A 22126-nucleotide genomic window follows, 5' to 3' on the forward strand; every position below is an offset into this window, starting at 1 on the left:
CGGCGCCACTACTGCTCGGCGCGCAATGCTTTCTTGTCGATCTTGCCGACCGCGGTGACCGGCAGCTTGTCACTGCGGCGCAGGACGTCCGGCAGCTTGTAGGTGGCAAGGCCGCGGTCGGCGAGGAAGGTCTTGATCTGTGCCAGCGTCGGCATCTCGCCGTCGACGACCAGTACGGCGCAGACCTTTTCGCCCAATGCCGGGTCGGGCAGCCCGACGGCGGCGGCATGCCGGACGGCGGGATGGGCGAGCAGATGTTCCTCGAGCTCGTCACAGGAGATGTTCTCGCCGCCGCGGTTGATCACATCCTTGATTCGGCCGGACACCACGAGATGCCCGCTGGGCAGGCGGCGGACCAGGTCGCCGCTGCGGTAGAAACCGTCGGGGGTGAACGCGCGGGCGTTGTGCTCGGGTGCGCGGTAGTAGCCGCGAATCGTGTACGGCCCCCTGGTCAGCAGTTCGCCCTCCGCGCCGGGCGGCACATCGTTGCCGTCACCGTCCACCACGCGGACCTCGTCGGCGGGTGAGAGCGGACGGCCTTGGGTGGTGTGCAGCAGTTCGGCCGGATCGTCGAGCCGGGTGTAGTTGAGCAGGCCCTCGGCCATGCCGAACACCTGTTGCAGGGTCGCGCCCAGCGCCGGGGTCACTTCCTTCGCGTTGACCTCGGCCAGTCGCGCGCCGCCCACTTGCAGCAGACGCAACGAGCTCAGGTCGGCCGTCTCCCATTCGGTGGCGGCGCACCAGAGCTGGGCCAGCGGCGGCACCACCGCGGTGACCGTGACACGGTGCCGCTCGATCGCGGCGAACGCGCTCTCGGGGCTGGGGTCGCCGACGAAGGCGACCGCCGCCCCGACTCCGATGGTGCCGAGGATCCCGGGGCAGGCCAGTGGGAAGTTGTGTGCGGCGGGCAGCGTCGCGAGATATACGTCCTGTTCGGTCAGTTCGCACACCTCGGCGCTGGCGATGGCGTTGTAGACGTAGTCGTCGTGAGTGCGCGCGATCAGCTTCGGCAGGCCGGTGGTGCCGCCGGAGACCAGCATGAGGGCGATGTCGCCCGGATCGCTCTCGGGTAGCTCGCCGCCGTCGCACGGGATCGAGGTCAGGGCGGTGAACGGGCCGGGGTCCCCGAGCACCAGGACGTGGCGCAGCGAGGGCACCGCCGCCCGCACGGTCGTGGCCAGTTCGCGGTAGTCGAAGTCGCCCACCCGGTCGGCGACGATGTACCCGACCGCGTCGGAAAGCCGGGCGAGGTGCTCGATTTCGGCCCGTCGATGCGCGGGCAGACTCAGCACGGGGATGATCCCGGCGCGCAGCAGGCCGAACAGCACGGTCAGGAACTCGGGCACATTCGGGAGCTGGACCACCACGCGATCGCCGGGAGCGATGCCGAGCGAGAGCAAGCCGTGGGCCATCCGGTCCGCGGCGGCGTCGATGTCGGCGTAGCTGCGCGCGCCCTCCGCATCGAGCAGCGCGGGACGCTGTGGATACCGGTGTGCGGTGGCGCGCAGCATGTCCCCGAGCGGGCGTCCCGCCCAGTACCCCGCGGCTCGATACTCCGCGGCTGTGTGCGCCGGAAAGGGGACGTAGCCGTCGCGATGCGCGGACTCGGTCGGTGTGGTAGTCACGGTCTGCCTCACAAGAATCAAGCCAAGATGTGCCTTATATAGGTTAGGCAACCCTACTTCACGCCGTCTCGCGCGTGTCCGGATCTGCCGCTCGCGGCTACCGCGCACTAGACTTTTCGCTATGACCAGGTGGGATACCTCGAACATTCCCGACCAGAGCGGCAAGAAGTTCATCGTGACCGGCGCCAACAGTGGCTTGGGGGCCGAGACGGTGCGCGCGCTGGCCGCGGCGGGGGGCGAGGTGGTGCTCGCTTGCCGGAACGTGGCCAAGGGGGAGCGCGTGGCCGCCGATCTCGGAGACCGGGCTGTCGTGCGCGAACTGGATCTGGCCGATCTCGCGTCGGTCCGGGCGTTCGCCGAGAGTGTCGACGGGGCCGACGTGCTGATCAACAACGCGGGCGTGATGGCTCTGCCCGAGGGCCGCACCGCCGACGGATTCGAAAAGCAGATCGGCACAAATCATCTCGGTCACTTCGCGCTCACCGGCCTGCTGCTGGACAAGATTTCCGAACGGTTCGTCACCGTCTCCAGCGCCGCGCACCAGATGGGCCGGATCGATCTCGACGATCTCAACTGGGAGCGGCGCAAGTACCAGCGGTGGGCTGCCTACGGGCAGGCCAAGCTGGCCAACCTGATGTTCGCGCGCGAGCTGCAGCGCAGGTTGACCGCTGCGGGCTCCTCGAAGCTCTCGGTCGCCGCGCACCCCGGCTACGCGGCCACCGAATTGCAGTCGCACACCGAGTCGATCCAGGATCGGCTGATGTGGCTCGGCAACCGGCTGTTCGCGCAGGGCGCTGCGATGGGCGCGCTGCCGACGCTGTACGCCGCGACCACCGACGTCCGGCCCGGCGGTTACTACGGGCCGACCGGGCTCGGCGGCACGCGCGGTTTCCCCGGGCCGTCCGGCTCGTCGAAGGCGTCCAAGGACGAGAAGGTCGCCGCCGCACTCTGGGAGCTGTCGGAGAAGCTGACCGGCGTCACCTACGACTTCACGAAATAGCCGCCGCTTCAGGCGCTGTGATCTACATCGCACCCGCCGTTGTCACACTCCGGCGCACCGCGTCGTCCTCTTGACGAACCCAAAGCAACGACAAGGGACGGACATCATGGAACAGCGCTTCGAACTCTTCACCAACCCGGTCGGCGGCAGCGTCGTCAAGCGGCTCACCATGGCCTCCAAGGTGATCAACGACTCGACCCTGCCCGCCGCCACCTATGAGTTGGTCAAGATTCGCGCCAGCCAGATCAACGGTTGCGGCTACTGCACCGACATGCACACCAAGGACGCCGCGCACGCGGGAGAGACTTCCGTGCGGCTCAACCTGATCGCCGCCTGGCACGAGGCCACCGTGTTCACCGAGGCCGAGCGCGCCGCACTCGCGCTCACCGAAGAGGCCACCCGGATCGGCGACGGACGCGCGGTCAGCGACGCGGTATGGGCGGACGTGCGCAAGCACTACGACGACGACCAGATCGCCGCCCTCATCGCCGCCATCGCGATGATCAACGCTTGGAACCGGATGAACGTCATCGCCCGGACTCCGGCCGGAGATTACGTGCCCGGCCAGTGGGGCTGAGATGTGGCACGCGGCACTGCTCGTTCACCGATCGGTTGCGGGCTGGTACTGTGCCTGACGTGCAGCGCGTGTATTTCTGGTTTAGCAAGCCGGCCCTGGGTGGGCTGGTCTGCGGCAACCACATGCGCTGACGAACTTCCACCCCGAGCCGGACGTTGGACCGGCTCGGCGGAATTCTCGTCCGTGGGTCGGTCCCGAGAAAAGGAACCCACGACATGACAACCGCAGCCGACGTCGACGCGCGGCATTCCGATCTGGACGATCAACGCACCCTGAACATCAGTCCGCTACGTTCGCCGGCGGAGGTGCGTCGCGTGCACCCGATCACCGATGCCCTCGCCGACACCGTCCGTGCGGGCCGCAAAGCCACCGTCGACGTGCTGAACGGGTCTGACGATCGCCTGATGGTGATCGTCGGCCCGTGCTCGGTGCACGACCCCGCCGCCGCGCTGGACTACGCGCGCCGTCTCGCGGCGAAGGCCGCCGAACTCGACGACCGGCTGCATGTGGTGATGCGGGTCTACTTCGAGAAGCCGCGCACCAGCCTGGGCTGGAAGGGCCTGATCAACGACCCACATCTGGACGGCTCGTTCGACGTCAACACCGGTTTGGGATTCGGCCGCAAGCTGCTGGTGGACATCACCGCCCTCGGTCTTCCGGTGGCCTGTGAGTTCCTCGACCCGATCACTCCGCAGTACATCGCAGACCTGGTGTCCTACGGCGCGATCGGCGCGCGCACCGCGGCCAGCCAGGTGCACCGCCAGCTCAGCAGCGCGCTGTCGATGCCTGTCGGGATCAAGAACGGCACCGACGGCGACGTCCAGGTGGCGGTGGACGGTGTGCGCGCCGCGGCGGCCAGTCATGTGTTCCCCGGCACGGATCTCGACGGCCGCTCCGCGCTCATCCGCACCACGGGCAACCCCGACTGCCATGTGATCCTGCGCGGCGGCAGCAACGGCACGAACTACGACGCGGCCTCGGTCGCCGAGACGTGCCTGCGGCTGGAGAAGGCTTTGCTGCCTCGGCGCGTCGTCGTGGACGCCAGCCACGGCAACAGCAACAAGGACCACAACAAGCAGGTCGACGTGGTCGCCGAAATCGCCAGGCGATCGGCGGCGGGTGAGTCCGGCGTCGTCGGCGTCATGCTGGAGAGCTTCTTGGTGGCGGGTCGCCAGGACCTCACCCTGGGCCACGCCGACGAGCTCACCTACGGGCAGTCCATCACGGACGCTTGCCTGGACTGGGAAACCACTGCCGCCCAGCTGGACCGCTTGGCCGACGCGGTGGGGCAGCGGCGCGAGCGCTGAATCCGTCCGGTGGGCCAGGCGCACCTTTCCGAGGGCCCGCCCTCCGCGGGCTGTGCACGGTCGGGCTCGTGGCCGGGCAGACGAAGCGGAATTCCTCGTCTGCCCGGACACCAGCCACCACTGCTCGAGAACGTTCGGCGCGAAGACGCCGGTGAGCCATGCCAACCGAATCGAAGCGGTCTCTCCGCACTGTCGGCGGGGCGGTCGGCTCGCGCGGACCAGCAACAGGATGTCCGGCAGCGCGCGGGTTGGATCAAGTGCAGATCAGGCCGGACAGATCGCCGGACGAGATGGTCCGGACGCTGAAGCCTGCTCCGGTCAAGTGTTCGGTGAGCCGGGCGAGCGGCGGTCGCGGGCCGGTCGGATTCGCGGTGTCGGGTGCGCCGTAGCCGTAGAACAGGTACAGCGCGCCGCCGGGCGCCAGCAGCCGCCGGATCAGGGTCAGCTCCGCGGTGGGACGTTTGGTCCAGAACTGGTTGACGTTCACCGCCAGGACGCTGTCGAAATCACCTGAGCCGAGCCCGGTCTCGCGCAGTAGCAAGCCCTCGTCCAAATCCGTGAGATCGGCGTGCACCAGCCGGACACGGCCCGACTCCAGTTGCGCGGCATACCGGACGCGGGCGCGACGGATCGCCGTGGCGGAGCGCTCCACCCCGACGATCGTCCCGTCGACCGCCTGCTCGGCGAGGTAGGCGATCGAATCGCTGGAACCGGGACCGATCTCCAGAACGCGGTCGGCCTGCCGTACGGCCATGGTCCGTACGATCCAGGCGAATCGCGAATCGGCTGTCATCCGCGCCGCCTACGACGTGGCATCCGAGCTGACGGACGCCTGGGTGATCGGCGGCCGGTCACCGACGATCTCGGCGGGCCAGTCGTTCGCCGGGCCGGGTGGGTCGGTGCGCAGCCGGGCGGCGAGCCAATGGTCGCGGCGCCGTCCGCGCTGGATGCTGCCCAGCCTGGACATGCCCTCGTACCGGAATCCGGCGCGCCGCGCGACCGCGGCCGACGCGTAGTTGCCCACGAACGCGCGCCAGGCGATCCGCTCCAGGGCCAGGCCGTCGGCGCGGAATCCGAACTCGCACACCAGCTCGATCGCCTGGGTCATCAGGCCGCGCGACCGCTGCGCCGGAGCGAGCCAGAAACCGATCTCGGCCGCGCTCTGGTCGATTTCGCCGAGACCGATCATGCCGACGACCGGTCCGTCGGCGCTCAGTCGCACCGCCCACGTCGGGCTGCGCGCCGCCCAACCCGGGACGACCATCTCCTGGACGAAGGTCACGGCGCTGTCGCGGACGTACGGCACGGGGATGGTCACCCACTCCGCGATGGCCGGATCCTGGCAGCACTCGGTGATGGTGTCGATATCGTCCGTCGTCGGGGCCGACAGCCAGATCGTTCCGTTCGACAGCACATGGTGATCCATCGGGTCATGCTGCCACGGAAAGGTCCGGCGAATCATCCGGTTTCCCCGGCCGCCGATGCCGCAGGGGGCGGTTCGGGAAGCGAACCGTAGACTTCTCCTCGATGGTTGCCGCGCTGCTTTCCGACCTGTTCGAGTCTCATCGGGCGCATCTGCTCTCGGTCGCCTATCGGCTGACGGGCAGCGTCGGCGATGCCGAGGACGCGGTCCAGGAGAGCTGGTTGCGTTTGGCCGGTGCGCACCAGTCCGAGATCGACGACCTGCGGGCTTGGCTGACCACCGTGGTGAGCCGCATCTGTCTGGACCGGCTGCGTAGTGCGGCGGCGCGGCGGGAAAGGTACGTGGGCCAGTGGCTGCCGGAACCCGTGGTCACCGCGCGCACGCCGTCGAGCGCGCCCGACCCGCTGGAAGCCGTGGTGCGCAAGCAGGAGTTCCGGTTCGCGGCGCTGATCGTGCTGGACACCCTGACGCCGCCGCAGCGCGTGGCCTTCGTGCTGCACGACGGGTTGTCGGTGCCGTTCGACGAGATCGCCGACATCCTCGGGATCTCGGCCGACGCCGCGCGGCAGCTGGCGGTGCGTGCCCGCAAGGCGGTGACGCAGACGCCGCGGCCGGTGCCCGATGCCGAGCACGAGGTGGCCGTGCAGCGTTTTCTGACCGCGCTGAGCTCCGGTGACGTGACCGCCGTCGCCGCGGCGCTGCATCCGGACGCGGTCATGATCGGCGATGCCAACGGCACCACCGCCACCGCGATCAACGTTCTGCACGGTGCGGATCGCATCGCCCGCTTCTACCTGGGCCTGGTGCGCAAGTACGGGCTGGAGAAGGCGCCGGTCTACGAATTCGTGTCGGTCAACGGACAGTTGGGTCTACAGGTCGCGGCGCGTCCGGCAGCGGAGGGCCGGGCCGGTTATCCCGCGCGGGTCGTCGGCTTCACCGTGCGTGACGGTCTGGTCTGGGGTACCTACGATCTGGCGAACCCGGCCAAGCTGGGCGGCGTCCGGCTGGACTGAGGCCGGATACATAGCTGTCCGCTATCGCGAGGCTGCCGATTTCCCAGGCTGGGCTAGTCTCCGGTTATGCTCCCGCGACACCAGACCGTTGCCCGTCTGCGCCCCTTCGCCTCCACGATCTTCGCCGAGATGACCGAACTCGCGGTCCGGTACGACGCGGTCAACCTGGGGCAGGGGTTTCCCGACACCGACGGTCCCGTGAGCATGCTCGAAGTGGCGCGCCGCGCGATCGCCGACGGTCTCAACCAGTACCCGCCGGGGCGCGGGATGCCGGTGTTGCGGCAGGCGGTCGCCGCCGACCGGGCCCGGCGCTACGGGACCGACTACGACCCGGAATCGCAGGTGCTGGTGACGGTGGGCGCGACCGAGGCGATCAGCGCCGCGGTGCTCGGTCTGGTGGAGCCCGGCCAGGAGGTCGTGCTGATCGAGCCGTACTACGACTCGTACGCCGCGGCCGTGGCTCTGGCCGGCGCCCGGCGGCGCACTGCCCGGCTGGTGGCCGAGGGGGATCGGTTCGTCCTCGACCTGGACAGCGTGCGCGCCGCGATCACCCCGCAGACCCGGATGCTCATCGTCAACTCGCCGCACAATCCGACCGGCACGGTGCTGGACCGCTCGGATCTGCGGGCGATCGCCGAAATCGCCTGCGAACACGACATCCTGGTGCTCACCGACGAGGTCTACGAGCACCTGGTGTACGACGGCGCGGAGCATGTCAGCCTGGCGACCTTGCCCGGAATGGCCGAGCGGACGATCGTGGTGTCCAGCGCCGCGAAGACTTTCAGCGTCACCGGATGGAAGACGGGGTGGGCGTGCGGGCCCGCCGGCCTGATCGACGGCGTGCTGGCGGCCAAGCAGTTCTTGACGTTCGTCGCGGGTGGACCGTTCCAGCCTGCGGTCGCGCACGCGATCAATCACGAGCTGGGCTGGGTCGCGCAGTTGCGGGACGCGTTGTCGGACAAACGCCTTCGTCTCTCGGCGGCGCTGGCCGACACCGGGCTGCGGGTGTATCCGAGTGCGGGCGGCTACTTCGTCGTCGCCGATATCACCCCGCTCGGCGCCGCCGACGGTCTGGGGTTCTGCCGCGAACTGCCGAAGCGTCTCGGTGTGGCCGCGGTGTCGGTCAGCGTGTTCGCCGACGACACCGCCGCGTGGAACCACCTGGTGCGGTTCACATTCTGCAAGCGTGACGAGACCCTGGACGAGGGAGTGCGCCGACTGCGCCGGGACTGATCACGGAAACCTTGCCGTGGATTGTCAGGTTTCGCTGGCAAGGTGCTCGGCATGGCAACCCAGTACTACACGGCAACCAGTCTCGACGGATATCTGGCCGACTCGGAGAACTCGCTGACCTGGCTGTTCGAGGTGGACGGCGCGGACGAGGCACAGACGAGCATCGCGGGCTTCCTCGCGCAGGTCGGCGCTATGTGCATGGGCGCGACCACCTACGAGTGGATAAGGACCAACGAACCACCGGAGACTTGGCGCGAGTACTACGGCGACCTCCCGTGCTGGGTGTTCACCCATCGGGTTCTTCCGGCGATACCCGGTGCGAACCTGCGGTTCGTCTCCGGAACGGTCGAGTCGGTACACCGGGAGATGGCCGAGGCGGCCGGTGAGCGCAACATCTGGATCATGGGTGGCGGTGACCTGGTCGGGCAGTTCGCCGACGCGGGACTGCTCGACGACGTCGTGGTCAGCGTGGCTCCGGTGACGCTGGGCGCGGGTGCGCCGTTGCTGCCGCGGCGCATTCTGTCCGACCGGTTGCGACTCGTCGGCGTGGAGCAGGCCGGTCAATTCGCCGAACTGCACTACCGCCTGACCGAACCATCCGAACCGTCCGAACCGCGCTGAGCCGAGCGCTTGCCGCACCGCCCTCGCGTCGGCTCAGGCCGGTGCGGGGCGGGTGCGGTCGGTGGCGAGGAGGGCGGCGATCGCGCCGAGCATCGTGCCGGTGACGTATCGCTGGGTGCGCAGCCAGAGCGGTCGGTCGGTGAGGAACGTCGCCAGACCGCCCGCAGCGAGGACGATCAAACCGTTCACGGTGAGCGCCACCGCGATCTGCACCACACCCAAGCACAGACTCTGCAACCACACTGTGCCGTGCCCCGGCGTGACGAACTGCGGGATCAGCGCCATGTACATGATCGCGATCTTCGGATTCAGCAGATTGGTGACCAGCCCCATCGTGAACAGCCGTCGCGCGGGGTCCGCGGACAGCGCCGAAGGAGTGAACACCGAGACGCCCCCAGGCCGCACCGCTTGCCAGGCCAGCCACCCCAGATAGGCGGCCCCCGCCAGCTTCACCGCCAGATACAGCCCCGGGACCACCGCGAACACCGCGGTGATCCCCGCTGTCGCCGCCGCCAGATACACCCCGAACCCCGCCGCCACCCCGGCCAACGACACCAACCCGGCCCGCCGCCCCTGCGACACCGTCCGCGACACCAGATACATCATGTTCGGCCCCGGCGTGAGCACCATCCCCAACGCCGCCACCGCGACTCCCGCCACCGCCGCCATCTCGATCATGCCCCCGATCCTCACCCGCCCCACCGGCCCCTGTCGCGGTCCAGTCGACGGTTGCTGGTCGTCGTACCGGAGAAAGCTTCGCACCCTCGCTGGGCTTCGGCGGTGGCCGTCTCGGGAAGACATCGCACCGTTGCGGCGTTACACCCGGTCGCTGCCACCCGCGCCCGGCGGGAAGGGCCGGTAACCTGCGAGGTTGTCGGAGGGGTCGGGGAGAATGGCGGGGAATCTATCGGAGGAGGGACTGTGAACGACGGTCCGCTGATCGTGCAGAGTGACAAGACGCTGCTGTTGGAGGTCGACCACGAGGCGGCCGACGCGGCGCGGCAGGCGATCGCGCCGTTCGCCGAGCTGGAGCGGGCGCCGGAGCACGTCCACACGTATCGGGTGACGCCGCTGGCGCTGTGGAACGCGCGGGCGGCCGGGCACGATGCCGAGCAGGTCGTGGACGCGCTGGTCAGCTTCTCCCGCTACGCGGTGCCGCAGCCGTTGCTGGTCGACGTGGTGGACACCATGGCCCGCTACGGCAGATTGCAGCTTGTCAAGCACCCCGCGCACGGGTTGACGCTGGTCAGTCTGGATCGCGCGGTGCTGGAGGAGGTGCTCCGGCACAAGAAGATCGCCCCCATGCTCGGCGCGCGCATCGACGACGACACGGTGGTGGTGCACCCGTCCGAGCGCGGCCGGATCAAGCAGACGCTGCTGAAGATCGGCTGGCCCGCCGAGGACCTCGCGGGCTACGTCGACGGCGAGGCGCACGCGATCGAACTGGACTACGCGACCGACGGCTGGCATCTGCGCGACTACCAGCAGATGGCCGCCGACTCGTTCTGGGCGGGCGGCTCCGGGGTGGTGGTGCTGCCCTGCGGCGCGGGCAAGACGATGGTCGGCGCCGCGGCGATGGCCAAGGCCAAGGCGACCACACTGATCCTGGTCACCAACACGGTGGCGGGCAGGCAGTGGCGGCGCGAGCTGCTCGCGCGCACCTCGCTCACCGAGGACGAGATCGGCGAGTACTCCGGTGAACGCAAGGAGATCCGCCCGGTCACCATCGCCACCTACCAGGTGATCACGCGCCGCACCAAAGGCGAGTACAAGCACCTGGAACTGTTCGACAGCCGCGACTGGGGTCTGGTCATCTACGACGAGGTGCACTTGCTGCCCGCCCCGGTCTTCCGGATGACGGCCGATCTCCAGTCCCGCCGCAGGCTCGGCCTGACCGCCACGCTGGTGCGCGAGGACGGGCGTGAGGGTGACGTGTTCTCGCTGATCGGCCCGAAGCGCTACGACGCGCCGTGGAAGGACATCGAGGCCCAGGGGTGGATCGCCCCCGCCGAGTGCATCGAGGTGCGGGTGACGCTGACCGACGCCGAGCGGATGACCTACGCGACCGCCGAGCCGGAGGAGCGTTACAAGCTGTGCTCGACCGCCCACACCAAGATCGCGGTGGTCGAGTCGATCCTGGCCAAGCACCGCGACGCGCCGACCCTGGTCATCGGCGCCTACCTCGACCAGCTCGACGAACTCGGCGCCGCGCTCGACGCCCCGGTGATCCAGGGCTCGACGAAGACCAAGGAGCGCGAGGAACTCTTCGACGCGTTCCGTCGCGGCGAGATTCCGGTGCTTGTGGTGAGCAAGGTGGCGAACTTCTCCATCGATTTGCCGGAAGCGTCTGTCGCCGTGCAGGTCTCGGGTACCTTCGGCTCGCGGCAGGAGGAGGCGCAGCGTCTCGGGCGGCTGCTGCGTCCGAAACAGGACGGCGGCCAGGCCCATTTCTACTCGGTGGTCGCGCGCGACACCCTCGACGCCGAATACGCCGCCCATCGCCAGCGTTTTCTCGCCGAACAGGGGTATGCCTACCGCATCACGGATGCCGACGACTTGCTCGGCCCCGCCATCGGATAAGCGGAGGCAATTGCTCCGTAAGCTGTGCTAGGAATGAGGTCGTGCGACGCTTCGAATTCGCGGTGGACCGCGAGCACGCTCACGCGGTGAACGAAGTTTTCGCCGACCTTCGACGCCTACGTCTCATGGCGATCGCCGCCGCGGTGGTCGCGGCGAGCGGAACGGCGTTGCTGATCTGGCTGAACCATACCTGGGCGTATCTGCTTGCGGTCGCGTTCGCGCTCGGCGCGGTGACCGCACTGTGGGTAGCCCTGTGGACGCCGCGGCATTCCAGCATCGACAAGCTCTATGCGGACGGCGAGCTGGTTCCCGCGGTGGTCTCGGAGGCTCGTCCCTCCGGCGCGGTGGTGCTGCTCGCCCTGGTCGACGTGTCGACACCCGAGACCGATGAGCCCCGCTATGCGTTGGTGACCCGGAAGGTCCGTGCCCTTCCGGGTCACGAAGCCAAGGCAGGGGAGCGAGTGCCGTCGGTAGCTGTGCGTACCGATTGGGCGCCACGGCAGGTGGGTGAGCGCTGGCAATCGTTGAGCGCCATGCCGATCTCTTGGGGCACCACCGACGGTTCGGTCATCGCCCGCGCCCGCGCCGCGATCAGCGAAACCGAGTGGCGGCTGCTCGCCGACAATCTCGGGCTCGCCGAGAAGGTGCGCAACACCACCACGAAGCGGCTGCTGCTCGATCCGCAGCACTTGCCCGGCGACCTCGGCTCCTGAATCTGCCGCGGACGCACCGTTTCCGGTGCGCGTGCGCCTACACTCGAAAGATGGTCCCAGCGTCCAATCTGCTGGCATTCGTCGCCGCCGCGGTCGTCATCATCGTTGTTCCCGGCCCTGGCGTGCTGTTCACCGTCGGTCGCGCGCTCACCCTCGGCCGGCGCGCGGCGTTGCTCTCGGTGCTCGGGCACGCCGCCGGCGTCTACGCCGCCCTGGTCCTGGTCGCGATCGGGTTGGGGGCTCTGCTCACAACGTCGGCGCTCGCGCTCACCGCGGTCAAGTTCGCGGGTGCGCTGTATCTGATGTATTTGGGAATTCAGGCGATTCGCCAGCGCTCGGCGCTGCGCGCGGCGCTGGGCGCGACGGTCGAACCGACACCGAACGCACGGGTGCTGCGCCAGAGCGCGATCGTCGGGCTGACGAATCCCAAGGCGATCGTCTTCTTCTCGGCGGTGCTGCCGCACTTCGCCGATCCGGCCGCCGGTTCGCTGTCGTGGCAGTTCCTGCTGCTCGGCACAATCTTCCTCGCCATCGCCCTGGTCTCCGACAGCGCGTGGGCGCTGCTGGCCGCCTCGGCGAGGTCGTGGTTCGCCAGGTCCCCGCGCAGGCTGGAAGCGGTCGGCGGCGCGGGTGGGATGATGATCTTCGGTGTCGGCGCGTCGGTGGCGCTGACCGGCAGCGGCGACTGAAGCCGTTACCATCACCGAGGCCGGTGCGCCGGTACCGGTATGAGGCGGGGTGTAGAGGGGTGGTCACTGGTGTCGAGGTTGTCCGGCCGGATGTACGCCGCGGTCGCGTGTGTGTGCGTCGCGGTGCCTTTGTCGCCCGCGCACGCCGATCCGCCCGCGGACCCGCTGGTCGGCGCGCCGGGCCTGGGTGATCCGTACTACCCGCTGGACGGCAACGGCGGCTACGACGTCCAGCACTACGAGGTCGGCATCGACTACGACCCGCCGAGCCGTCAGCTCACCGGCACCACCACGATCACGGCCGCGGCCACCCAGGCCCTGCGCGTGTTCAACCTCGACTTCGCGGGGCCGGAGGTGCGCATGGTGTCGGTGAACCGGCTCCCCGCCGGATTCGACCGCAACGGCGAGCACGAGTTGACCGTGACGCCGATGCTCCCGCTGCTGCCCGGTCTTCCGTTCACCGTCACCGTCGACTACGCGGGCCCCGCGATGAACACCGAAGGCCAGGGGTGGACCTTCGCTCCCAGCGGCGGCGCGTTCGTCGCGGGTGAACCGCACTCGGCGACCAGTTGGTACCCGCTCAACGACACCCCGCTGGACAAGGCCACGTTCACGCTGAACGCCACCGTCCCCGCCGAGTGGGAGGTGGTCTCCAATGGTGTGCGAACCGAGAACGAGGTGCGCGGCGACAAGCGGAAGGTCCGCTGGGCCAACGCCGAGCCGGTGCTGGGGTACCTGACCACCGTGGCGATCGACAAATTCGGCTATCTCGAACAGCGCCGGGCCGACGGCACGCCGCTGATCAGCGCGTTCGCGCCCAACGCGGGGGCGCGCCAGCGCGAGATCGAGCAGCGGCTGCCGGAGATCCTCGACTTCTCCGAGCAGCTCTACGGCCCTTACCCGTTCGACGCCGCGGGCGGCATCTACTTGGACGCCGATATCTCCTTCTCGTTGGAGACCCAGACCCGCCCGCTCTACGCACCGTGGACCGATCTGCAGACCGTCGTGCACGAGATCGCGCATCAGTGGTGGGGCAACTGGGTTTCGGTGCGTCAGTGGTCGGACATCTGCCTGAACGAGTGCTTCGCCAGCTATACCGCCGATTACCTGTGGCCGGAGCGGATGGAGGGCAAGAACGTCGACGACGACTACCGCGAGACCATCCGGAAGTACCGCGACAGCGAGCGGTTCTGGCAGATACCGCTGGAGAATCCCGGCGCCGGAAACGAGTTCACCTCCGTCTATTACCGCGGCCCGCTGTTCCTGCACGCGCTGCGCAAGCAGATCGGCGACGAGGTGTTCTTCGTGGCCGTCCGGGACTTCCTCGCCGCGCACTCCTACGGCAACGCATCGATGCCGGAGTTCCGCGCGTTCGTGCAGTCCAGGTCGCCTGGCGACCTCACGGGGTTCTTCCACGCGTGGCTGAACACCACCGCGCCGCCGCCGGAGGAGTACCTGTTCCCGGGCGTCCTGCGGAGCTGAATCGTCAGTCGTCCTCTACGTGCTCTCCGGCCTTCGCCACCCTGCGTTCGGCTCGCTCCAGCTGGCGTTGCGCGGCGTGCAGTTCGTCCTTGGCCGACCGCTCGGCCGACTTGCGGAACTGCCGCTGTTGTTCGGCGTGCGCGAGTTCGTCGCGCAGCGCGCCGACGCGCTCTTCGGCGCCGGACAGTTCCTCGGTCGCCTCCTCGAGCGCGGACCGTGCCGAGTCTCTCGCCGCGCGGGCTGATTCGAGCGCGTCCCGGGCGTCCGCCAGCTCGCGGCGCGCGCTGTCGTCCGGCTTCCGCCGGGACGCCGCTCGCCCGCGCGGCGCGGCCGGTTCGGGGACCGCGAGCAGACCAGGCCCGCTCGGTCCGAAGCCTTCGTAGCTCGCCGCCGTGGCGAGCGTTCCCGTGCGCAGTCGCTCGGCCGCCTCGGGGTCGGCGAGCGCCGCCGTCAACGTCTGGCCGACCTCCCGCACGACGCCCTCGCCGACCGGATGCCCGTGTTCGGCGGCCAGCGCGCCCGCCTTCTTGGCCAGCGCGTTGACCAGCTGCTGCCGCTGCGCGGTCAGGTCGCGCAGCTGTTCGGCCGAGAGTTCCCGCTGAGCGGCGGCCAAGGCCGCGCCGAGCCGCAGCAAGGCCGCCACGTCCTCGGGCGCCACGCGGGCCAGCAGGTTGGCCGCCCACGCGGTCAGGGTGGGTTTGCGCAGCTTGCCGATCGCGGTGGCGAGTTGCTTGTCGCCCGCCTGCTGAGCCTCGGCCGCCCGGGCGGTGCGCGCCGCGACGAACTGCGCGGGCGTCAGCCCGTACAGGTCGTGTGCGACGTCCTCGACCGTCATATCGATCAAGCGTAACGACCCGGTCTCGGACGACGACACACTCCGCATACCGGACATGAGTCCAGTTGCACAGAAGATGCGAAAGGCGTTGCTAGTGAATTACTCTGCGTTCCTGTTGCTCGGTCGTCTGCTTCCCAGCATTCTCGGTTTCACGCTCATGGGGCTCTACGGAACGCACATGTAGTACGCGGCCGCTCGGGTCACTCGGCGGTCTGATGCGGCCGCTCTGGTCGGGCGGGTATCCTCACCGCGTTCACGACCCCGTGGACGTGTTCGGTAGAGAGGTTTTCAGGTGAAGGTTCCAGGAGCGAGGCTGCTGGCACGAATTGTGCTCGCCCTCGTCGCGGTGGCCGCCGTGGTGGTCACGGTGGCCGGCTGTTCGTTGATCGGAGACGCGGGGAAGTCGGACACCGCCAAGGCAAAGGTCGGCGACTGCATCAACGTCATCGAGGGCTCGTCGGTCGATTCCAAGACCGAGCCGGTCGACTGCTCGTCGGACAAGGCCGTCTACAAGGTCGCGCAGTCCTACGACACGAAGACCGATTGCGCCGCCGACTACACCTCCTACGAGGAGACTCTGGGCGGCGGTACCACCGCGTTCCTGTGCCTGGCGCCGAACTTCAAGGAAGGCAGCTGCTACAACGAGAGCAGCACGACCGGATACAAGCACGTCGACTGTGGCTCCGCTGACGCCACGTTCAAGGTGCTGAAGCGGATCGACGGCCAGGCCGACGAATTGCTGTGCGGCACCGACGCCGACGGCTTCCGCCTCATCGAAACCGACCCCAAGGTCACCTTCTGCACGGGCAAGCCGAAGAGCTGATCATTCCAGCAGGGCGACCGACGCGATCCGGTGCAGCGTGAAGTGCCGGACCGCGCCGGTGACCGGATCCAGCGCGTCCAGTTGCCCGTTGCCCACCTTCAACGGCTCCACTACCCGCTGCGTGGCGACCCCTTGGGCGTCGACGTAGCCGATGTTCACCGACCGCCGCACTCGCGCCGCCAGCTGGAGCAGGGCGAGTGTGGCGGCGGTATTGGTCCGCGTGCCGTCCGGGCGCACCGCGTGCGCGGAGCGGGCGCTGGCGGCACGTTCGCCCGCGCGAAGCTCGGTGACGAGCGATTCGAGCTGTTCGGTGCTCGGCGGTGTCGGCCGATACGGCTGCCGCGCCGCGGGCCGTACCGAGATTCGCGCGCCACGCGGACGCAGATCGACGATCGCGCCGGCCGAGTCCTCACCCGCGGGCGCGAAACCGGCCGCGCGCAACTGCTCGAGCAGTTCGGCCAGCGGCGCCTGGGCGATCGCGACAGTCGGTGCGATCGACCGCAGCGCCAAGGTGCTCGCCACCGGTGCGGACAGCACCTGTGCCAGCAGTGCCGGGTCGTCGCTGCGGATGAACGACTGCGCCATGCCCGCGCGCAACTGACCGTGCCGCCGAGCCACGTCATCGATCAGATAGGTCAGCGCCTGCGGGATCGGCGTCCGGGAATGCCCGGTGAACAGCGCGTGTAGTTCGGCGGCGGTCGAACCGGCGTCCAAGGCGCGCCGCACCGAGGACTCGCCGATCCGGTACACCGTTGCCGCGCCCGCGGATTCGACGTCGGCGACCAAGGCGATGCGGCGCTGGAGATCCGCTGTCAGGGGACCGGGGGCGATCACCGTCAGATCCGCTTGGACCAGCACGTGATCCACCGGTGCGGGCAGTGCCGCCTCCATCGCCGCTTCGGCGTCGGCCACGCTGGTCGGCGCCGCGTGCAGCAGCGCCCGCGCCGCCGAGCCGAGCGCGCCGCGGCCGACGAACCCGAGCGCCGCCGCCTCGGCCAGGGTCTGCTCGACCACCTCCGGCCGGAAGCTCCTGCGCCTGCGCGGCTGCCGCCAGGCCAGCACCCGGCCGATGTCCGCCGGGTCCAGCGCCGTGCCGGACGGATATTCCGCGAGCACGCCGAGGATCGCGCGCCGGTCGCGTGGCGCGTGCGGGGTGCGCAGCTCCAGCGACAACGCCGCCAGCGGCTTGTCGTTGGCGTCGCGCATGCCGATCATCCACGGCATCCGATCCAGATCCAGCCAGGTCAGCGCGAGCGTGGCCCAGCGCCGCGCGGGCGGCGATTCCAGCCAGGAGTCGACGAGGGGAGTCGGCGCCCAGAAGTCATCGGCCGAATCGAAGTCCGGTGGAGGTTCCGGCAAACCTTTCTCGAGCAATTTCGCGGCCGCCAGCAGTTCGGCCAGCAAACCCGCACGCGGCTCGTCGACACCGGCCTGCTTGGCGATGCGGCGCAGCTCCCGCACGCCCAGACCACCCGCACGCAAGGCGGGAGCGGGCGCTTGGCCGAGCACCTCGAGCACGGCGGCGCAGTGCCGCAGCAGCTCGCCGACCTCGCCCGCCGCGACCGCGTTTACGTCGGCGGGGGTCTGTTTGGCGGCCTCCGGTTGCGGCGGTGTCAGCGCATGCGGGTGGGTGACCGGTTCCCGGCGCAGCACCTGGCCGACGGTAACGGGAAGTTCGACGGTCTCGTCATCGATCCAGTGCAGCAGCCTGCGCGCCAGCAGCCGCTGGATCGGTCGATCGGCCGGAGTGCCGGGTGCGGCGTCCTTGGTGCGGCCGCGCGGGCCCGTCGCGGCCAGCTTGTCCAGCAGGGCCCGCTCGGCGGGCGCGAGCTCGGGCAGCGCCGCGATCACCTCGGGTTCGGTGAGAGCGTCGGGCATGTCGGTCGCGGTGCCGATCGGCCACGGCAACGCCTCGGCGGCCGCCGGGATCAGATGCAGCCCCTGCTCGGCGTCGAGCCAGACCAGCGCACGAGCGGTGAGCCGTTCCAGCGCGTCATCGATGGCGGCCGACGTCGCCCGTTCGCTCAATTGCACATGCAGTTCGGTGCGGCTGAGCGGGCCGGTGTCCGTGCGCGTCACCCCGTGCACCGCAAGCGTTTCCACCAGGGCGAATTCGAGGGTGTTCAGGTCCTCCGTGGCGCGCAGCACCGACGCGCGCTGCTCGATACGCGCGGCGAGCACCGCCATCGAGGAGGGCAGCGGCACGGCCAGGTCCGGCCGAAGCTGCAGCAGCGTCACGAGCTGGGCATCACTGCGGGCGCCGAGCCATCCGGCCAGGGAATCGGTCACGGTCATCCTGTCCAGCCTACGATGACAACGCCCGGCGATCCGATCCGTCACGCGACAGCCCATGGTCGGGGTACGGCCTCGATGCCCCCAGAGGTGGGGGAAGCGGGCGGGTTAGCATGGGGCCGTGGTGAACAAATCGAAGAAATCCTACGTCGACAACGGCTGGCCGAAGATTGCCGACGGTGACCACGCGGTCACCGAGCTCTCGTCGGCCCGTTCCGGTGGCCTCTCGCCCTATGGCGAGGACACCGAGTTCCCGGTCCCCGCGGAGCAGTTGCCCTACATGCACCCGAACACGGTGATCAACCGCTGAGCCCGCGACCGGAACGTTCTCGGCAACGAAGACGGGCCCCGCATCCTCGAGGATGCGGGGCCCGTCTTGACGATAGGTGGCGATCAGGAGGGCAGCAGGCCCTTGTTTGCCTCGTAGAAGTTCACCACCGCGGGGTCGAGGGTGACTCCGCTGGACTTGGCGGCGTTGAAGAAGTCGAGAGCTTCCTTCGGCACAACCACGCCCTGGCTCTGCACGACCTCGAGAGCGCGGTCGACGGCGGAGAAGATCTGCTTCGAGCTGTCCGCCGGCGCGGCCGGGGCGGCCTGCGGCGCGGGGTTCCAGCTCGGGGTCTCGGTGGCGGCCGGCGCGGAGCGCGGGGTGGGCTTGCTGCTGAGGCCCAGCTTCGACGAGCAGGAGGGCCAAGCGCCCCAGCCCTGCGAGGCGAGCACCTTCTCGGCGACCGCGATCTGCTGTTCGCGGGTGGCCTGGTTGGCGGCGGCGGCGTACTCCTGGCCGCCGTGGGCGCGCCAGGTGCTGGGCGAGAACTGCAGCCCGCCCTGGAAACCGTTGCCGGTGTTGATGCCCCAGTTGCCGCCGGCCTCGCACTGAGCGAGTCGATCCCAGTCGGAGTCGGGTGCCGCGCTGGCGTTGCCTGCGAGGGCCACACCGGCGGTGCCGATGATGGCGCCGGTGACGGCAACCTTGGCTACCGTGCGGCCGGTCGAGCTTGGCTTGCGATGGCGTCCACTCATATCGGGTTCGTCTTCCTCTCGACGCACCTGCGACGTCTACGGTTCTGGTTCGGACTGAGAGGTCGTCCGTTCCGCCCTCGCCCCTACGTTTCCGTCGGGGTTCCGGTACCCGCGGGGCGAGGCTCGGTGCGGCGGGCCGGTGGTGCCGGGTGTCCCGGCTGGGATAGACCGTACGACGAACCGCGGGAAAAATCACTATTTGGTAACCGGCGTGTACCAACGGGTCTCAACGCGATCTCGATGAGGGGAGAAGCCTTCGCGCAGCTAGATGGGCCGCGCCCGGTCTCGCCGTCCGCCGTGACCCGCCCGTGACCCTCTCGTTATGTGATGAGGATCACACGCGGGAGTGGGTAACGATCGTGCCGGGTAACCGGTTTGCGCCGGTTCGGAGGCGGGCGCTGTCGGCGCGGGCGCTCTCGTTCAGCGGGCTCTGCGACCCGAGCGCAGCGCGAACACGAGGGCGAGGACGAACCCCAGCGGCGCGAGCATCGCGCCGAGATAGAGCCACAGACCCGGTTCGCCGTCGGTCAGCACGGGGATCGCGAAGATGGCGACGATTGCCAGCAATCCCAGCGCGAACAGGCAGAGCGCGAGTTGTAGCAACCAGTCGCCGCGCCGGCGGGGGGCGCCGCCGGACGGAGTCGGAGCAGAAGGGTTCGTCACGGCTCGACGGTAAAACTGATGTGCTTGTGTTATTCGCACCGGGGTAGACTCGATGGCAATCGCGTCCTGCAATCCTGCTGGGCGCGTTCTTTTCGCACAAGAAAAGGGCCGGTCGCGTGATCGGCCTGGTGGACAGATGTGCTCGGGCCGTAGGGGTCCGAGTTTTCGATGACGAACGGGTGAGCGCAGTGCCGACCGGCAGGGTGAAGTGGTACGACGTCGAAAAGGGCTTCGGCTTCCTTTCCCAGGACGAGGGTGAGGACGTCTACGTCCGCTCGTCCGCGCTGCCCGACGGTGTCGAGGGCTTGAAGCCGGGCCAGCGCGTGGAGTTCGGCATGGCGGCGGGCCGCCGCGGCCCCCAGGCGCTGAGCCTCAAGTTGCTGGAGGCGCCGCCCTCGGTCCGGCAGGGCCAGGAACGCAACGCGCGCAAGGAACCTCCCGCGCGCAGGCACACGCCGGACGAGTTGCACGGCATGGTCGAGGACATGATCACCTTGCTCGAGGCGAAGGTGCAGCCCGATCTGCGCAAGGGCAAGTACCCGGATCGCAAGACGGCGCAACGCATCTCGGAGGTCGTCCGCGCGGTCGCGCGCGAACTGGACCGATAGGTCGATGTCGCGCCTGCGAATTGGTCCGCGGGCGCCGGACATCACATACGGCGTAGTTCTCGAGCGATGAGGGTGTCGACGAGATCGTTCATCTGTTCGACCAATTCCGCCGCCCCGCCGTCGTGGGCGAGATTGTGCAGCTCGAGCGGATCTTCCTGGCGGTCGTAGAGTTCGTACTCGAATTCGCCGCGCGGGCCCGCGATCTGCTGTGGCGTCGAGTAGCGGGCGAAACTGTAGCGGGGTGTGATCGTGCCTCGCAGGCAATATTTGAGGCCGGGTGCTTGACCGCCACTGGACTTGGCGTCGGAAGTGAGCAGCAGCGCGTCGCGGACGGCGCCTGCCGGGTCGGTCAGCACGGGTGTGAGGTCCTTACCGACGAGCGGGCACGGGGGGACGGCGTCGACACCCCCCAGCGCCGCCAGGGTCGGCACCAGATCGATGTGTGAAGTGAGTGCGGCCGTGCTGGTTCCGTGTGTGGCGGGGTGGCGTGGGTCGGCGATGACCAAGGGCACGCGGTTGTTCTCGCGGTAGATCATCGCGCCCTTCTGTCGCAGCCCGTGCGCGCCGCCCAGTTCACCGTGGTCGGCGACCTGGACCACGACGGTATCGCCCGCGCCGCCACTGCTGGCCAAGGCGTCGAGGACCTGGGCCATCAGGTGATCGGTGCGGCGCAGCAACTCCAGATACCAGTTGCCCCACTGCCGCCACTGCGTGCGCCCCAGTGGCGAGTCGACCTCGTTCGGCATCAGGCCGCCGACGGCTTCGTTCATGGTGCGCCACACCGTTTGCACGCGCGGTTTGGTCGAGAGGTCGGACTCGAAGTTCGGCGGGACGTCGGCGCCGTGATCGGGCACGTCCTCCAGCCGATAGAAGCGCGGGCAGTACATCATGTCGTGCGGGTTGACCATGCTGACCACGCACAGCCACGGTTGGCGGTCGTTGCCGTGCCGCCGCAGCCAGCCGACGGCGTTCTCCACGACGCCGGGGTCTTCGCGGGCGCCCTCGTTGGGCCCCCCGCCGGACAGGATGTCGTAGGCCTCGTCGAATCCGTACGCCGACAGCGCCGTGCTGTCGGTGCCGACCGGCTCGGAGAGGTGCCATTTGCCGATGTAGGCGGTTCGGTAGCCGGCCTTCTTCAGCACGGTTCCGATGGTGGGGATCGTAGTGTCCAGGTTCGGGCTCCAGGCATGCAGCGGCCCGAGGACCGCGCCCATGAGGTCGTTGCCGCGAACGTTGTCGGTCATGCCCGTGACCGGCGCGTGCGATCCGGAGAAGAACGCCGATCGCGCGGGCGAGCACGGCGCCGTCGGTGTGTGGTGCATGGCGAATCGGACGCCCGCGGCCGCCACCGCGGCGCGCGCGGGCAGCGTGAAGCCCGCGGGCAGGACCACGTCCGCGCGCTCCTGGTCGGTCATGATCACCAGGATGTTCGGCCGGGCCGCCGGAGCCGCGGCCGTCCTACCGGCGAGGGCGCCGCTCAGGACGGGCGCCGAGGCGGCCATCATCGCGAGAACCTGACGTCGGCTCGGACCCTGGAGGCCGGTCGAAGGCTGAGCGGAATCGGACACGGACGCACCTTCTTGATTCGGGTTGGACGGACGCCCCCACTGTAACTGATG

At 69.1% G+C, this 22126-nt stretch carries 22 protein-coding genes; 13 read left to right on the plus strand and 9 right to left on the minus strand.

Annotation, left to right across the window (positions count from 1 at the left end; all coding sequences use genetic code 11):
* Positions 1-8: 8 nt before the first annotated feature.
* Positions 9-1625, minus strand: coding sequence for an AMP-binding protein (locus K8O92_11875; protein UAK34475.1), 1617 nt, complete (start codon positions 1623-1625; stop codon positions 9-11).
* A gap of 121 nt (positions 1626-1746) precedes the next feature.
* Between K8O92_11875 and K8O92_11880 the strand changes: the two genes are divergently transcribed.
* The 3 genes from K8O92_11880 to K8O92_11890 all read left to right on the plus strand — a co-directional run bounded on the left by K8O92_11880 (position 1747) and on the right by K8O92_11890 (position 4509).
* Positions 1747-2625, plus strand: coding sequence for an SDR family NAD(P)-dependent oxidoreductase (locus K8O92_11880; protein UAK34476.1), 879 nt, complete (start codon positions 1747-1749; stop codon positions 2623-2625).
* Between the two features lie 106 nt (positions 2626-2731).
* Positions 2732-3202, plus strand: a complete 471-nt coding sequence (locus tag K8O92_11885; GenBank protein ID UAK34477.1) for a carboxymuconolactone decarboxylase family protein — start codon at positions 2732-2734, stop codon at positions 3200-3202.
* A 215-nt stretch (positions 3203-3417) separates the two neighbouring features.
* A complete protein-coding gene (locus tag K8O92_11890) occupies positions 3418-4509 on the plus strand; it encodes a 3-deoxy-7-phosphoheptulonate synthase (GenBank protein ID UAK34478.1) in 1092 nt (363 codons plus the stop codon).
* 253 nt (positions 4510-4762) lie between these two features.
* On the opposite strand, the gene K8O92_11895 is transcribed toward K8O92_11890, so the two are convergent.
* Positions 4763-5302, minus strand: coding sequence for a class I SAM-dependent methyltransferase (locus K8O92_11895; protein UAK34479.1), 540 nt, complete (start codon positions 5300-5302; stop codon positions 4763-4765).
* Between the two features lie 9 nt (positions 5303-5311).
* Positions 5312-5935 carry a GNAT family N-acetyltransferase gene (locus K8O92_11900; protein UAK34480.1) on the minus strand — a complete coding sequence of 208 codons (624 nt, stop codon included), beginning with the start codon at positions 5933-5935 and terminating at the stop codon, positions 5312-5314.
* Between the two features lie 101 nt (positions 5936-6036).
* On the opposite strand from K8O92_11900, the gene K8O92_11905 reads away from it, so the two are divergent.
* From K8O92_11905 to K8O92_11915, 3 genes are all read left to right on the plus strand, one after another.
* On the plus strand, positions 6037-6945 hold the full coding sequence (locus K8O92_11905; protein UAK34481.1) for a sigma-70 family RNA polymerase sigma factor: 909 nt from the start codon (positions 6037-6039) through the stop codon (positions 6943-6945).
* 66 nt (positions 6946-7011) lie between these two features.
* The gene (locus K8O92_11910; protein UAK34482.1) at positions 7012-8178 is read left to right on the plus strand and encodes a pyridoxal phosphate-dependent aminotransferase; all 1167 of its coding nucleotides are present in this window, start codon (positions 7012-7014) and stop codon (positions 8176-8178) included.
* Positions 8179-8229: 51 nt separating this feature from the next.
* On the plus strand, positions 8230-8799 hold the full coding sequence (locus K8O92_11915; GenBank protein ID UAK34483.1) for a dihydrofolate reductase family protein: 570 nt from the start codon (positions 8230-8232) through the stop codon (positions 8797-8799).
* A 33-nt stretch (positions 8800-8832) separates the two neighbouring features.
* Here K8O92_11915 and K8O92_11920 read toward each other — a convergent pair whose 3' ends face one another.
* Positions 8833-9477 (minus strand): LysE family translocator, encoded by a 645-nt coding sequence (locus K8O92_11920; protein UAK34484.1) that lies wholly within the window; start codon positions 9475-9477, stop codon positions 8833-8835.
* A 243-nt stretch (positions 9478-9720) separates the two neighbouring features.
* Here K8O92_11920 and K8O92_11925 point away from each other — a divergent pair, with 243 nt between their 5' ends.
* The 4 genes from K8O92_11925 (at position 9721) to K8O92_11940 (ending at position 14263) form a co-directional block, all read left to right on the plus strand.
* Positions 9721-11379, plus strand: coding sequence for a DEAD/DEAH box helicase (locus tag K8O92_11925; GenBank protein UAK34485.1), 1659 nt, complete (start codon positions 9721-9723; stop codon positions 11377-11379).
* Between the two features lie 41 nt (positions 11380-11420).
* A complete protein-coding gene (locus K8O92_11930; GenBank protein ID UAK34486.1) occupies positions 11421-12092 on the plus strand; it encodes a DUF3239 domain-containing protein in 672 nt (223 codons plus the stop codon).
* A gap of 50 nt (positions 12093-12142) precedes the next feature.
* Positions 12143-12781 carry a LysE family translocator gene (locus K8O92_11935; GenBank protein ID UAK34487.1) on the plus strand — a complete coding sequence of 213 codons (639 nt, stop codon included), beginning with the start codon at positions 12143-12145 and terminating at the stop codon, positions 12779-12781.
* Positions 12782-12871: 90 nt separating this feature from the next.
* Positions 12872-14263: a M1 family metallopeptidase gene (locus tag K8O92_11940; GenBank protein UAK35640.1), complete on the plus strand. Its 1392-nt coding sequence runs from the start codon at positions 12872-12874 to the stop codon at positions 14261-14263.
* Between the two features lie 4 nt (positions 14264-14267).
* On the opposite strand, the gene K8O92_11945 is transcribed toward K8O92_11940, so the two are convergent.
* Complete coding sequence (locus tag K8O92_11945; protein UAK34488.1) at positions 14268-15098, minus strand: hypothetical protein; 831 nt, start codon at positions 15096-15098, stop codon at positions 14268-14270.
* 292 nt (positions 15099-15390) lie between these two features.
* Here K8O92_11945 and K8O92_11950 point away from each other — a divergent pair, with 292 nt between their 5' ends.
* Positions 15391-15921 carry a hypothetical protein gene (locus K8O92_11950; GenBank protein UAK34489.1) on the plus strand — a complete coding sequence of 177 codons (531 nt, stop codon included), beginning with the start codon at positions 15391-15393 and terminating at the stop codon, positions 15919-15921.
* On the opposite strand, the gene K8O92_11955 is transcribed toward K8O92_11950, so the two are convergent.
* On the minus strand, positions 15922-18216 hold the full coding sequence (locus K8O92_11955) for a helicase-associated domain-containing protein (GenBank protein ID UAK34490.1): 2295 nt from the start codon (positions 18214-18216) through the stop codon (positions 15922-15924). It lies immediately after the preceding gene.
* 118 nt (positions 18217-18334) lie between these two features.
* Here K8O92_11955 and K8O92_11960 point away from each other — a divergent pair, with 118 nt between their 5' ends.
* The gene (locus tag K8O92_11960) at positions 18335-18523 is read left to right on the plus strand and encodes a hypothetical protein (protein UAK34491.1); all 189 of its coding nucleotides are present in this window, start codon (positions 18335-18337) and stop codon (positions 18521-18523) included.
* Between the two features lie 83 nt (positions 18524-18606).
* On the opposite strand, the gene K8O92_11965 is transcribed toward K8O92_11960, so the two are convergent.
* Both K8O92_11965 and K8O92_11970 read right to left on the minus strand, forming a co-directional pair.
* Positions 18607-19236: a DUF3235 domain-containing protein gene (locus tag K8O92_11965; GenBank protein ID UAK34492.1), complete on the minus strand. Its 630-nt coding sequence runs from the start codon at positions 19234-19236 to the stop codon at positions 18607-18609.
* 420 nt (positions 19237-19656) lie between these two features.
* Positions 19657-19839 carry a hypothetical protein gene (locus tag K8O92_11970; protein UAK35641.1) on the minus strand — a complete coding sequence of 61 codons (183 nt, stop codon included), beginning with the start codon at positions 19837-19839 and terminating at the stop codon, positions 19657-19659.
* Between the two features lie 248 nt (positions 19840-20087).
* Between K8O92_11970 and K8O92_11975 the strand changes: the two genes are divergently transcribed.
* Positions 20088-20507, plus strand: a complete 420-nt coding sequence (locus K8O92_11975; GenBank protein ID UAK35642.1) for a cold-shock protein — start codon at positions 20088-20090, stop codon at positions 20505-20507.
* A 41-nt stretch (positions 20508-20548) separates the two neighbouring features.
* On the opposite strand, the gene K8O92_11980 is transcribed toward K8O92_11975, so the two are convergent.
* The gene (locus tag K8O92_11980; GenBank protein ID UAK34493.1) at positions 20549-22075 is read right to left on the minus strand and encodes a sulfatase-like hydrolase/transferase; all 1527 of its coding nucleotides are present in this window, start codon (positions 22073-22075) and stop codon (positions 20549-20551) included.
* Positions 22076-22126: the final 51 nt, after the last annotated feature.

The organism is Nocardia asteroides (assembly GCA_019930625.1).
GTDB lineage: Bacteria > Actinomycetota > Actinomycetes > Mycobacteriales > Mycobacteriaceae > Nocardia > Nocardia sputi.